Here is a 12,907-nt window from a genome sequence, read left to right on the forward strand (position 1 = left end):
CCCATGCAAGACCACGACATCGACCTGGCCACCCGCCTGACGCAGGACCATCACCAGTCGCTCAAGCTGTGGCTGCGCATGCTGTCGTGCACGACGCGCATCGAGAACGAGATCCGCACGCGGCTGCGCGCCACCTTCGGCATCACGCTGCCGCGCTTCGACCTGATGGCGCAGCTCGAGCGCCATCCGGACGGGCTGCGCATGGGCGAACTGTCGAAGCGCATGATGGTCACTGGCGGGAACATCACCGGCATCACCGACCAGCTGGAGCAGGAGAAGCTGGTGGTGCGGGTGCCGGACCCGAAGGACCGGCGCGCCTACAGCGTGATGCTGACGCCGGCGGGGCGCCGCGCGTTCGCCGAGATGGCGGTAGTGCACGAGGGCTGGATCGCCGACCTGCTGAAGGACGTCTCGCCCGACGACAAGGGCATGCTGATCGAGCTGCTGTCGCAGATGAAGCAGCACCTGAACGCTGCCGGCGGCAAGGACAGCGACTAACGCTTTTTCCTAGCGGCCGCCCGACACGTCGATGAAGCTGCCGGTCGTGTACGACGCCTGCGCCGAGAGCAGCCAGAGTACCGCTTCCGCCACTTCCTCCGCTTCGCCTCCGCGTCCCATCGGCACCGATCCCTGCAAGCGCTCGACCCGCCCCGGCTCGCCGCCGCTGGCGTGCATTTCGGTGCGGATCAGGCCCGGGCGCACGCCGTTGACGCGGATGCCTTCAGCCGCCACTTCCTTCGACAGTCCGATCGTCAGCGCGTCGACCGCCGCCTTGGAGGCCGCGTAGTCGACGTATTCGCCGGCCGAGCCGAGCACCGCGGCGCGCGACGAGATGTTGACGATGGCGCCGCCGCTGCCGCCATGCGCGGCCGACATGCGCTTGATCGCTTCGCGCGCGCACAGAAAGCTGCCGGTCACGTTGGTCGCCAGGATGCGCTCGATGCGCGCGGCGTCCATCTGCTCGACCCGCATCTGCTTGCCGAGGATGGCCGCGTTGTTGATCAATGCATCGAGGCGGCCGAAGCGCGCGTCGATCGCAGCGAACATGCGCAGCACATCGTCTTCGCGCGCGACGTCGGCCTGGATCGTCATCGCGCTGCCGCCGGCCTGTTCGATCGCGCGGGCCACCGCCATCGCGGCATCGGCATCGCGCAGGTAGTTGATGCAGACGGTGTAGCCGCGCCGGCCGGCCAGCAGCGCACACGCCGCGCCGATGCCGCGGCCACCGCCAGTAATCAGAAGAAGGGGAGAGGTCATGGCGCCGAGAATATCACGCCGCTGCGGCAGCGCGGCGACACGGGCGCGGCCAAGTCCTACAGGCAATCGTGCGCTTTGCCAACCATGATATAAATCCTCATCGACACGGAGGACGCGATGAACGAGCAACATGCCCCACGCACAGATATGGAAACGGCCCGGCAGGTGGATGAAGGGATCGCGATGAAGCGCGCGTTCGGCGACGACGTCGCGCGCAAGTTTCTGCTGCTGCGCGGCATCGATCCGGACCTCACCGAGCGCGTGCTGACGGCGCCCCGCGAGCAGCTGCGCCATTAATTCGTCCTATTGAATCGCGGGACGCCTTCATGACTTGCGCGGCTGATGCAGGTCGCATCCGACGATTGCTGGCGATGTTAGATTGGGAACCGGTTCGGCTCCCGCATCGGGAACCTTGGTCATTGCTGCTTCCTGATTTCTACCCAACATCCCCTCCCACGGCACATGCGGAAAATGTCCGAATTGGAGGCCAGGTCGCTGCTGGCTTATCCGACCTACACGGTCGGCAAGCTTGGGTGGATTCGATCTCCACATCATCCCGAAACATTTTTGCTAGCGACAGGCTTGGTCGACGAAGATGGTGCCCAGGTCCATCTGCAGATTGAGCTGAGGTTTAGCTTCATCGGCCCTGCCTTAAGACGCTATGTCTTCACCGTCTTCAAGACCGAGAAGTACGGCCCAGAAATAGTCTACCAGCTCGATGTGACACAAAGCCCGCGCCCGATAAAAGATGTGCACAAGCGATCGCATGAGCATATAGGACGAACGCGCATTGGCGGGTCTGCGGAGTGGATGAAATGGAGGTACGATCAGGTGTTGGCGTTTTTTTGCGAGCAAACGAATATCGTATTCGACGTTGTGCCGCTGCCTCCAAAGAATGCTTACGAGAGGGGAAATGACGATCTTCACACAGATTTCGGCGAAGCTTGGATTCGACTGCCATGCTCTGACCGACGATGGCTCTGTCGCCATGATTGCCGTTCCTTACGTTTATCCAGACGGCGACGATGTGCCCGTTTACATCGAACAGCGAGGAGACCGAGTCAGGTTTTTTGATGCAGGCGAGGCTTCTCTCCGACTGCTCACGTGCGGCATGTTCCCTGACGACGAGAGAACAATCAGTTTCACCAATGAGACCGCTGGTCCCAATGGATTGTCGCTGAACAAGGACGGCGAGCTGGAAATCTGGACCAGCGTAGATGATGCGCCCCAGGGCTTCGCACAATACTTGAAGACTATGCTTGCCCTGGACGATTGGGAGGCCGTGCTGCCGAACGGAATCGAACCGATATCCGTACGCATTGCGGCACAAGGCAGACAGCCCGCCTGAGTCTCATTTGGCCGGCGCGGCACGCGCCGCGAAGATGCCGGCTTGCTCGCCTCTGCGCTGGGAGATATCGCACGCGCCGAAGGCGTAACCGACATTGCGAAAAAGGCGGGAATCACGCGCGCGACAACATCGTTGGCGTGCGCTTGAGCGTCGTGCCCATCGAAAACGTCGCATCAGAGGAAGAGTTCGTGGTCTCCGACTAGGATCGAATAGTGCCTTGAAACCCGCATGGATAAAGGGTCTTGCATCCGAAAATTCTCTCGATGCCGACAAAAGTACCGACAGATTAAGGCGCTGAACAGATGCTGCAGAAGGATGGTGCGGCGTTTCTATTATAAACCTCCAGGTCGTGGTGTACTAGCAGTGGACGGCACGCTTCGACCTGGTAAGCAAACGACCGTCCAACGATCTGCCGGCAGGGGCGATTTGAGCCGAGCGCATGCGAGGTCGCCCGCGAGGGCGTACCCCTGCGTATGCCCGGCGCTCCTCCAGAGCGCCGGCCGAGCACCGTGCCGCTGACCTTGAGTCGCCATTCCCGCGAATCATGGTTGAGGAGAAAGGAGAGCGTGGCGAGATCCAGTTCCATGTGTGCTTCGGTGCGAGTTGAAAGCGGCTTCGTCTTCGTCGTCTGGACCAGTTTCAGTCAGCTATTTCGACGCTGCCGATAGCTCCCATCTATAAATTTGCGCTCCTGCAATTGTTGGCTTTGCGTGGTGCTGCGCATCGGCCGCCGGTGCACTCCGATTGCAGCGGTGGTCGTCGAGTCGCCGGTTGGGAGCAAGCCATGTTTTCGCTTCGCTCAAACGGCTTGCCCTGCGGGGCTTTCTCGCTGCGCTCGCCCGGCGTGAATTTTTTCACTGCGAATGATCCGATGAAAGGAAGCGGGAGTGCCGGCCGTGGTCGAGTCGAAGCTACTTGCACAGTTCGGTGGGGTTCGGAAGGAGGGCGGGCGTTGCGCTTGAACTCAAGCGATCTAAATAGTCGGCCCAGCGTTGCATCATTTCCTTGCGAGCAGGGAGGTGCGCGGTACGATTGTAGGCGCGTCCGTTCGTGTCCTTCACCGCGTGCGCCAGCTGGTGTTCAATGAGATCGACGCGTTCGCCAAGGACTTCATCCAAGATCGTGCGTGCAGTCGCTCGAAATCCGTGCCCGGTCATCACATCCTGGCCGTAGCCCATCCCGCGAAGCGCTGCATTAATGGTATTTTCACTCATGCATTTGTCGAACGTGCGAATGCTAGGGAAAACGTATTTTCTGTGCCCCGTCAGGCGGTGCAGGTCGCGCAGGATTTGCACCGCTTGAGCGGCCAAAGGCACGATATGGTCGATTTTCATTTTCATCTTCCTGCCGGGTATCCGCCATTCCGCCGCATCCAAGTTGAATTCGACCCACTCGGCTGAACGCAGCTCGCCTGGACGTACGAACAGCATCGGCGACAGCCTGAGGGCAGCGATCGAGTACGCGTGACCTTGGTAGGCCTGAATCGCACGTAGCAATCCAGCGACCTGTTGTGGCTCCGTAATCGCGGAGTAATGCTTCTTCGGTATCGCGGACAGTGCGCCCCGTAGGTCTGCAGTGACGTCCCGTTCCACCAATCCACTTGCGACGCCAAAACGAAAAACCTGGCCGCAGATCTGTTTGACCTTGTGTGCCGAAAACACGGCGCCGCGAGCCTCGATTTTTTGGACTGCGAGCAGCACGTCCCGCGGCGTGATGGTTGAGATTGGCTTCTTGCCAATAAATGGGAAGGCATCCTTTTCCAGCCAGGTAGTCAGCTTTGAGTGGGTGCTGGCAGCATGGTCAACAGCGGTTTTCGCTAACCATTGGCGCGCGACCGATTCGAACGTGATCGCCGCCGCATCGATCAGACTTTGCCTCTTCTCGCGTTTGGCGACGCCTGGATCACTTCCTTCGGCGATTAGTTCGCGCGCCTCCTGCCGTCGTTTCCGCGCCTTGGCGAGCGAGATTTCAGGGTATATCCCTAACGCTAGCGTCTTGCGCGTTCCCAAGTGTCGATAGTCCATCCGCCAATACTTGCCTGATTTCTTCACCAGCAAATACATGCCTCCGCCATCGGCGTATTTATCACCGTTTTCCTTGATGGGTTTGACCTGTCGAACGAAAGTGTCTGTGAGCGGCATGGCGGCCTCCGTGACGGTATCTCGTTGTAGCTCAGCGGGTAGATACCGTCAAAAGTGACGGTATTTTTCCGGGCTTCCATCGTACTTCGGCGGACGTCGGCGGACAAGAAAAACGCCACTACGCCCGTGAGGAGAGGGGGTATTCGGACTTTGGCGGACGTTTAAGGATGAGTTTCTGGTCCCTCCGACTGGAATCGAACCAGTATCCCACGCTTAGGAGGCATGTGCACTATCCATTGTGCTACGGAGAGGACGCTCGCGCCGCCGGGGAGCCCGGCGGGCAGTGGCAGGCCAGGCCTGCAATTCGGCGATCGTGATGGCAACAACGCCATCCGGTGTCGTGAATCGAGCGCAATTATAGCCGACCTTCGGCAGCTATTTGTGCTTGCTCCCCCGACAGTCGGTACAATGCACGCTTCTTTCATTTTTTCGGCCACGCATTTCCTTGCGAAAAGCTCCACGGCCGGGCATTCCTACTTATTATGGCAGTCATCTCCCTCTCGTCGGCGCAGCTCGCGTTCGGCCACGTCGCGTTGCTCGATCACGCGGAATTTTCCCTGGAAACCGGCGAGCGCGTCGGTATCATCGGCCGCAACGGCACCGGCAAGTCGACCTTGCTGAAGGTCATTTCCGGCAAATTCAAGCTCGACGACGGTCTGCTGGTCATGCAGCAGGGCCTGAAAATCGCCTACGTCGAGCAGGAGCCGACCTTCGACCCGGCCATGTCGGTGTTCGACGCGGTCGCCGCCGGGATGGGCGAGCAGGCCGCCATGCTGGCCGAGTACGAGGAGCTGACCGGCCAGTTCGGCCAGGGCGACGACGAGGCGCTGATGGACCGCATGCACGACCTGCAGGTCAAGCTCGACGCGACCGACGGCTGGAGCATGCAGAACAAGGTCGACACCACGCTCGACCGCCTGAACCTGGCCGGCTCCGACCTGATGGGCACGCTGTCGGGCGGAATGCAGAAGCGCGTCGCGCTGGCCGTGGCGCTGGTGTCGGCGCCGGACGTGCTGCTGCTCGACGAGCCGACCAACCACCTCGACTTCAAGTCCATCATGTGGCTCGAGGGCCTGCTGCGCGATTTCAAGGGCTCGGTGCTGTTCATCACCCACGACCGTAGCTTCCTCGACAACGTCTCGACCCGGATCGTCGAACTCGACCGCGGCAAGCTGCTGTCGTATCCGGGCAATTTCAGCGCCTACCAGGTGCGCAAGGCCGAGCAACTGGAGATCGAAGAGGTCGAAGCGGCCAAGTTCGACAAGTTCCTGGCGCAGGAAGAAGTGTGGATCCGCAAGGGCGTCAAGGCGCGCCGGGTGCGCGACGAAGGCCGCGTGCGCCGCCTCGAAGCGTTGCGCCTGCAGCGCGCCGCGCGCCGCGAGCAGCAGGGCCAGGTCAACCTGACGGTGGCCGCGGGCGACCGCTCGGGCAAGATCGTCGCCGAGCTGGACAGCATTTCGAAAAGCTACGGCGAGAAGGTCATCGTCAAGGACTTCAGCGCCACCATCCTGCGCGGCGACAAGGTCGGCCTGATCGGCTCGAACGGCGCCGGCAAGACCACCTTGCTGAAGATGATCCTGGGCGAAGAGACGCCGGACGGCGGCAAGGCCAAGCTCGGCACCAAGCTGCAGGTCGCGTACTTCGACCAAATGCGCGCCCAGCTGAACGAAGAGGCGAACCTGATGGAAACCATCGCGCCGGGCAGCGACTGGGTCGAGATCAACGGCGCCAAGAAGCATGTGATGAGCTACCTGAACGACTTCCTGTTCGCGCCGGAACGCGCGCGCTCGCCGGTCAAGTCGCTGTCCGGCGGCGAGCGCAATCGCCTGCTGCTGGCGCGCCTGTTCGCCAAGCCGGCCAATTGCCTGGTGCTCGACGAGCCGACCAACGACCTCGACATCGATACCCTGGAGCTGCTCGAAGAGCTGCTGGAAGACTACACCGGCACCGTGTTCCTGGTCAGCCACGACCGTACCTTCCTCGACAACGTGGTCACCCAGGTGATCGTCGCCGAGGGCGAGGGCAAGTGGCGCGAATTCGTCGGCGGCTACACCGACTGGGAGCGCGTCAAGGCGCAGACGCCGGCCGCGGCGGCGAAGCCGGCCGCCAAGGCGGCGCCCGCCGCCGCACCCAAGGAAGTTGCAAAAAAGGTTAAGTTGAGCTACAAGGAACAGCGCGAGCTGGAAGAATTGCCGCTGCTCATCGCCAGCCTGGAAGACGAGCAATCGGCCATCACCCAGCAGCTCAATGCGCCCGATTTCTACAAGACCAACCCTGCCGACGCCAAGCGCATCAACGCGCGCTTTGCGGAAATCGACGAGCAGCTGATGGTCGCGCTGGAAAAATGGGAGCTGATCGAGGCCCGCTCAAAAGGCGAATAAGCCACGCTGAAAACATTGGAGGATCCCGATGTCCAAGCAGCATGAAGCACCCAGCCCCGCCGGCCTCGGCGCCGGGGCGCCCCTGTTGACCCGCGCCGCCCTGGTGCGTATTCTCCCTTTCGCCGCCTACATGGCGTTCATCGCGCTGGCCGAACTGCTCGGCCGGATCGGCTGGGCCGCGCCCGAGCTGCGCTGGCTGTACGCGGCCAAGGTCGGCACGGTCGCGCTGTTGCTGGCCGTGTTCTGGCGCCACTACACCGAACTGCACGTTTTCCGCCTTCGGCCGCCGCGCGTGCTGTTCGCGCTGGCGATCGGCGTCGTCGTGCTGGTGCTGTGGGTCAGCCTGTCCGCCGGCTGGATGAGCATCGGCTCCTCGGCCGGCTTCGACCCGACCAACGGCGGGCGCATCGACTGGGCGCTGGTCGCGGTGCGCATCGCCGGCGCCGCGCTGGTGGTGCCGGTGATGGAGGAGCTGTTCTGGCGCTCCTTCCTGATGCGCTGGCTGGACAACCCGGATTTCGACAGCGTGCTCCCGGCGCGCGTGACGATCCGCAGCGTGCTGATCTCGTCCGTGCTGTTCGGCTTCGAGCACAACCTGTGGCTGGCCGGAATCGTCGCCGGTCTTGCTTACAGTGCACTGTATCTGCGCCATCGCACGATCTGGTCGCCCATCCTGGCGCACGCCGTCACCAACGGCCTGCTTGGCGCCTGGGTGGTGTATACAGGAAGCTGGTGGTATTGGTAGACCTCGCTGGTCTTCGCCGTGCTGTTTGTTTCCCCCCAGCGTGATCGAAGCGCACCCGGCGCGTGCCGGTTCGCGCTTCTTGCACCGTTCTCAAAATTACAACACAATTGAACGCGGCATCGGATGAGTGCCGGATTACAATAACATTTTTCCATTGAACATTGATTTCTGAAAGTTGCAGATGCTTATCTACCTGGTGGCGGGCGCCCGGCCCAATTTCATGAAAATCGCGCCGATCGTTCGCGCATTGCAAGCCCAGCAAACGCTGACGTTCAAAATCATCCACACCGGCCAGCACTATGACCGTGACATGAACGACGTGTTTTTCGAGGAACTCGGCATTCCCGAGCCGGATGTGTTCATGGCGGCCGGCGGCGGCAGCCACGCCCAGCAGACCGGCAAGATCATGGTCGGCTTCGAGGAACTGTGCATCGCCGAGCGGCCCGCCGCGGTGCTGGTGGTCGGCGACGTCAATTCCACGCTGGCCTGCTCGATCGTCGCCAAGAAGCTCAACATCCCGGTCGCGCACGTCGAAGCGGGCCTGCGCAGCGGCGACATGACGATGCCGGAAGAAATCAACCGCCTGGTCACCGACGCCATCTCCGACTGGTTCTTCGTCACCGAGCCGGCCGCGGTCGGCCACCTGAAGCGCGAAGGCAAGCCCGATTCGGCGATCCACTACGTCGGCCACGTGATGGTCGACAACGTGCTGTTCCAGGCCGACAAGCTGACCCGCGCCGACACCTCCGGCTTCGAGACCGCCGCATTCAAGGCCGCGCATGCGCGCTACGGCGTGGTCACCTTGCACCGCCCGAGCAACGTCGACGACCCGCTCAATTTCGCCCGCATCGCCGGCGCCCTGAAGGAAATCGCCGCCGACCTGCCGCTGATTTTCCCGGTGCACCCGCGCACCCGCGCCAACCTCGACAAGTTCGGCATCGACCTGGGGCCGAACATTACGCTGGCCGGGCCGCAAGCCTACATGGCGTTCCTGAACCTGTGGAAAGATGCGGCGGTCGTGCTGACCGACAGCGGCGGCCTGCAGGAAGAGACCACCGCGCTGGGCGTGCCGTGCGTGACGATCCGCGAAAACACCGAGCGCCCGGTGACGGTCGACGAAGGTTCGAACGTGCTGGTGGGCACCGATCCGGTCAAGATCCTGGCCGAAACGCGCAAGGTGCTGCGCGGCGAGGGCAAGCAGGGCAAGCGCCCGCACCTGTGGGACGGCAAGGCGGCCGAGCGCATCGTCGCGATCCTGACGCAAGCGCTGGCGTAAGCCGGGCCCTGTAGCGGGACGGCGCGAGGCGACATGCGGCGCAACTGACGCGCCGTCTCGCTGCCGATCAACCGTTGCATTCGCCACTGGCGCACAATCAGTGTTCGCCCCGTGGGATTTTGGATTCGAAAGAGAGTACGACAAATGAATATCCTCGTTACCGGCGGCATGGGTTACATCGGTTCCCACACCTGCGTCGAATTGCTGCAAGCCGGCCACCAGGTGGTGATCCTCGACAACTTGTGCAACAGCGACCCCAGCGTGCAGCAGCGCATCGAGCGCATCGCCGGCAAGCCGGTGCAGTTCGTCAACGCCGACATCCGCGACCGCGCGGCCATGGAAGCGGCGTTCGCCGCGCACCAGGTCGACGCGGTGATCCACTTCGCCGGCCTGAAGGCGGTCGGCGAATCGGTCGAGCAGCCGCTGCGCTACTACGACAACAACGTGACCGGCAGCGTGGTGCTGCTCGAGACCATGGAGCAGTTCGGCGTGCGCACGCTGGTGTTCAGCTCGTCGGCGACGGTCTACGGCGATCCGGCTTCGGTGCCGATCACCGAAGATTTCCCGCTGTCGGCCACCAACGCTTACGGCCGCAGCAAACTGATGATCGAAGAGATGCTGCGCGACCTTGCGCGCGCCAAGCCCGAGTGGCGCATCGCGCTGCTGCGCTATTTCAACCCGGTCGGCGCCCACGAGAGCGGACTGATCGGCGAGACCCCGAACGGCATCCCGAACAACCTGGTGCCCTACATCGCCCAGGTCGCCAACGGCGAGCGCGAACAGCTGTCGGTCTACGGCGACGACTACCCGACCCCGGACGGCACCGGCATGCGCGACTACATCCACGTGGTCGACCTGGCGCTGGGCCACGTCAAGACCCTGGCCAAGCTGGCGGCCAGCCAGGGCGTGCTCACTTACAACCTGGGCACCGGGCGCGGCAACAGCGTGCTCGAGATGATCCAGGCGTTCGAGCAGGCCAGCGGCAAGAAGATTCCGTACAAGATCGTGGCGCGCCGGCCCGGCGACATCGCCAAATGCTACGCCGACCCGGCGCGCGCGCTGGCCGAGCTAGGCTGGAGCGCCGAGCGCAACATCGCCAGCATGTGCGCCGATTCCTGGCGCTACCAGACCACCCCGAAGTAGCGAGGACTCCCATGAAAGCAATGATCCTGGCAGCCGGCAAAGGCACCCGCGTGCGGCCGCTGACCTATGATTTACCCAAACCCATGATTCCGCTGCTGGGCAAGCCGGTGATGGCCTACCTGGTCGAGCACCTGGCCAAGTACGGCGTCAACGAAATCATGGTCAACGTCAGCTATTTGCACGACAAGATCGAGGAATACTTCGGCGAAGGCCACCAGTTCGGCGTCCAGATCGGCTACTCGTTCGAGGGCTACACCAAGGACGACGGCGAAGTGGTGCCAATGCCGATCGGCTCGGCCGGCGGCATGAAGAAGATCCAGGAGTTCGGCGGCTTCTTCGACCAGACCACGATCGTGCTGTGCGGCGACGCGCTGATCGACCTCGACCTCAAGTCGGCCCTGTTCGAGCACCGCCGCAAGGGCGCGCTGGCCTCGGTGGTGACCAAGGAAGTGCCGTGGGACAAAGTGTCGAGCTACGGCGTGGTGGTGGCCGACGCCGACGGCCGCATCACCGAATTCCAGGAAAAGCCCAGCCAGGAAGACGCCCGCTCGAACTTCATCAGCACCGGCATCTACATATTCGAGCCGGAGGTGATCGACCTGATTCCGTCCGGCGTGCCGTTCGACATCGGCTCCGAACTGTTCCCGCTGCTGGCCGAACGCGGGCTGCCGTTCTACGCCCAGCGCCGGCCGTTCAACTGGCTCGACATCGGCAGCGTGTCCGACTATTGGGAAGTGCTGCAGAACGTGCTGATGGGCGAAGTGGCGCACATGGACGTGCCCGGCACGCGCGTCGAGGAGGGCCTGTGGGTCGGCCTGAACACCAGCATCGACTGGCACGGCACCACCATCGAAGGGCCGGTCTACGTCGGCTCGGGCACCCGGATCGAGGCCGGCGTGCGGATCGTCGGGCCGACCTGGATCGGCCACGGCAGCCACATCTGCGAAGGCGCGGAAGTGGTGCGCAGCGTGTTGTTCGAATATACCCGGGTGTTGCCTGATGTCAGCCTCCATGAGATGATCGTGTTCAAGGATTACAGCGTCGACCGCAAGGGCGACATGAAGCACGTGTCGGAATATGCGTCGGAAGAATGGGTCAACGCGCGCGACCGCCGCAACAAGCGGCGCAAGGATGTCACGACCCAAGATGCCCCACAAGAACAGAAAGAGCTTCCATGAAAATTTATCCAGTCATCCTGTCCGGCGGATCCGGAACACGCCTGTGGCCACTGTCGCGCGCGGTGCTGCCCAAGCAGCTGCTGCCGCTGGTGTCGAACCAGACCATGCTGCAGGAAACCGTGCTGCGGGTGGCCGGCTGGCCCGAGCTGATGGCGCCGGTGGTGGTGTGCGGCAACGAGCACCGCTTCCTGGTGGCCGAGCAGCTGCGCGAGATCGGCGTCGCGCCGCTCGGCATCCTGCTCGAGCCGGCCGGCCGCAACACCGCGCCGGCGGTGGCCGCGGCCGCGCAGTTCCTGCGCAAGCTCGACCCGGACGCGGTGATGCTGGTGCTGCCGGCCGACCATGTGATCCTCGATAACGCCGCGTTCGCGGCAGCGGTGGCGCGCGCCGCCGCGCCGGTGGCCGCCGGCGCGCTGGCCACTTTCGGCATCGTGCCGCAGGGACCGGAAACCGGCTACGGCTACATCCACCGCGGCGGCGCGCTGGACGCCGAAGGCTGCTTCAAGGTCGACCGCTTCGTCGAGAAGCCGGACCGCGCCACCGCCCAGCAATTCGTCGACGCCGGCGGCTACTACTGGAACAGCGGCATGTTCCTGTTCCGCGCCGAGCGCTACCTGTCCGAGCTGGAACGCTGCAATCCGCAGATCGCCGCGGCGGCCGAGGCGGCGGTGCGGCTCGGCTACAGCGACCTCGATTTCTGCCGCCTGCACGAAGCGTCGTTCAACGCCTGTCCGTCCGACTCGATCGACTATGCCGTGATGGAGCGCACCGAGCGCGCCGTGGTGGTGCCCGCCGACATCGGCTGGAGCGACGTCGGCTCCTGGGCGGCGCTGTGGGAAGTGCAGCAGCGCGACGCCGACGGCAACGCCAGGCGCGGCGACGTCTACCTGGACGGCGTGACCAATTCGCTGGTGCGCGCCGAGAGCCGCATCGTCGCCGTGGTCGGCGTGCAGGACCTGGTGGTGGTGGAGACGCGCGACGCCGTGCTGGTCGCGCACAAGGACCAGGTGCAGCGGGTCAAGCAGGTGGTGGACCACCTGAAGGCGCAGGCGCGCACCGAGCACCTGTATCACACCAGGGTGTACCGGCCGTGGGGCCACTACGAAGGTATCGACGCCGGCGACCGCTTCCAGGTCAAGCGCATCACCGTCAAGCCGGGCGAGAAGCTGTCGCTGCAGATGCACCATCACCGCGCCGAGCACTGGGTGGTGGTGTCCGGCACCGCGCGCGTGACCTGCGGCGAGACCGTCAAGCTGCTGTCGGAAAACGAATCGACCTACATCCCGATCGGCATGAACCACCGGCTGGAAAACCCCGGCAAGGTGCCGCTGCACATCATCGAGGTGCAGTCGGGCAGCTACCTGGGCGAGGACGACATCGTGCGCTTCGAGGACATCTACCAGCGCGCCTGAAGCGGCGCCGCGTCACACGGAGGAGG

At 63.4% G+C, this 12,907-nt stretch carries 12 protein-coding genes and 1 tRNA gene; 10 read left to right on the plus strand and 3 right to left on the minus strand.

Annotated features, from left to right (window positions below):
* The first annotated feature begins 3 nt into the window (after window positions 1-3).
* Window positions 4-498: a MarR family winged helix-turn-helix transcriptional regulator gene (locus AC1D02_RS02975; protein WP_477313534.1), complete on the plus strand. Its 495-nt coding sequence runs from the start codon at window positions 4-6 to the stop codon at window positions 496-498.
* A gap of 9 nt (window positions 499-507) precedes the next feature.
* Here the strand turns inward: AC1D02_RS02975 and AC1D02_RS02980 are convergent, their stop codons facing one another.
* On the minus strand, window positions 508-1,257 hold the full coding sequence (locus tag AC1D02_RS02980) for an SDR family oxidoreductase (RefSeq protein ID WP_477313991.1): 750 nt from the start codon (window positions 1,255-1,257) through the stop codon (window positions 508-510).
* A gap of 117 nt (window positions 1,258-1,374) precedes the next feature.
* Here AC1D02_RS02980 and AC1D02_RS02985 point away from each other — a divergent pair, with 117 nt between their 5' ends.
* From AC1D02_RS02985 to AC1D02_RS02995, 3 genes are all read left to right on the plus strand, one after another.
* Entirely contained in the window at window positions 1,375-1,554 is a 180-nt protein-coding gene (locus AC1D02_RS02985; RefSeq protein ID WP_477313536.1) for a hypothetical protein, read from the plus strand.
* Between the two features lie 616 nt (window positions 1,555-2,170).
* Window positions 2,171-2,605 carry a DUF1828 domain-containing protein gene (locus tag AC1D02_RS02990; protein ID WP_477313538.1) on the plus strand — a complete coding sequence of 145 codons (435 nt, stop codon included), beginning with the start codon at window positions 2,171-2,173 and terminating at the stop codon, window positions 2,603-2,605.
* 42 nt (window positions 2,606-2,647) lie between these two features.
* A complete protein-coding gene (locus AC1D02_RS02995; RefSeq protein ID WP_477313540.1) occupies window positions 2,648-2,752 on the plus strand; it encodes a hypothetical protein in 105 nt (34 codons plus the stop codon).
* Between the two features lie 764 nt (window positions 2,753-3,516).
* Here the strand turns inward: AC1D02_RS02995 and AC1D02_RS03000 are convergent.
* Window positions 3,517-4,746 (minus strand): tyrosine-type recombinase/integrase, encoded by a 1,230-nt coding sequence (locus AC1D02_RS03000; protein WP_477313542.1) that lies wholly within the window; start codon window positions 4,744-4,746, stop codon window positions 3,517-3,519.
* Window positions 4,747-4,922: 176 nt separating this feature from the next.
* Window positions 4,923-4,997: transfer RNA gene (locus AC1D02_RS03005), tRNA-Arg, on the minus strand.
* Between the two features lie 231 nt (window positions 4,998-5,228).
* On the opposite strand from AC1D02_RS03005, the gene AC1D02_RS03010 reads away from it, so the two are divergent.
* The 6 genes from AC1D02_RS03010 to AC1D02_RS03035 all read left to right on the plus strand — a co-directional run bounded on the left by AC1D02_RS03010 (window position 5,229) and on the right by AC1D02_RS03035 (window position 12,881).
* Complete coding sequence (locus AC1D02_RS03010; protein WP_477313544.1) at window positions 5,229-7,127, plus strand: ATP-binding cassette domain-containing protein; 1,899 nt, start codon at window positions 5,229-5,231, stop codon at window positions 7,125-7,127.
* A gap of 28 nt (window positions 7,128-7,155) precedes the next feature.
* Complete coding sequence (locus AC1D02_RS03015; RefSeq protein ID WP_477313546.1) at window positions 7,156-7,872, plus strand: CAAX prenyl protease-related protein; 717 nt, start codon at window positions 7,156-7,158, stop codon at window positions 7,870-7,872.
* Between the two features lie 181 nt (window positions 7,873-8,053).
* Entirely contained in the window at window positions 8,054-9,148 is a 1,095-nt protein-coding gene (gene wecB / locus AC1D02_RS03020; RefSeq protein WP_477313548.1) for a non-hydrolyzing UDP-N-acetylglucosamine 2-epimerase, read from the plus strand.
* 144 nt (window positions 9,149-9,292) lie between these two features.
* Window positions 9,293-10,291: a UDP-glucose 4-epimerase GalE gene (gene galE, locus AC1D02_RS03025; RefSeq protein WP_477313550.1), complete on the plus strand. Its 999-nt coding sequence runs from the start codon at window positions 9,293-9,295 to the stop codon at window positions 10,289-10,291.
* A gap of 11 nt (window positions 10,292-10,302) precedes the next feature.
* Window positions 10,303-11,469, plus strand: a complete 1,167-nt coding sequence (locus tag AC1D02_RS03030; protein ID WP_477313552.1) for a nucleotidyltransferase family protein — start codon at window positions 10,303-10,305, stop codon at window positions 11,467-11,469.
* Window positions 11,466-12,881 (plus strand): mannose-1-phosphate guanylyltransferase/mannose-6-phosphate isomerase, encoded by a 1,416-nt coding sequence (locus AC1D02_RS03035; RefSeq protein WP_477313554.1) that lies wholly within the window; start codon window positions 11,466-11,468, stop codon window positions 12,879-12,881. The genes AC1D02_RS03030 and AC1D02_RS03035 overlap by 4 nt, the downstream gene beginning before the upstream one ends.
* Window positions 12,882-12,907: the final 26 nt, after the last annotated feature.

Source organism: Massilia sp. P1_C10 (assembly GCF_056406475.1).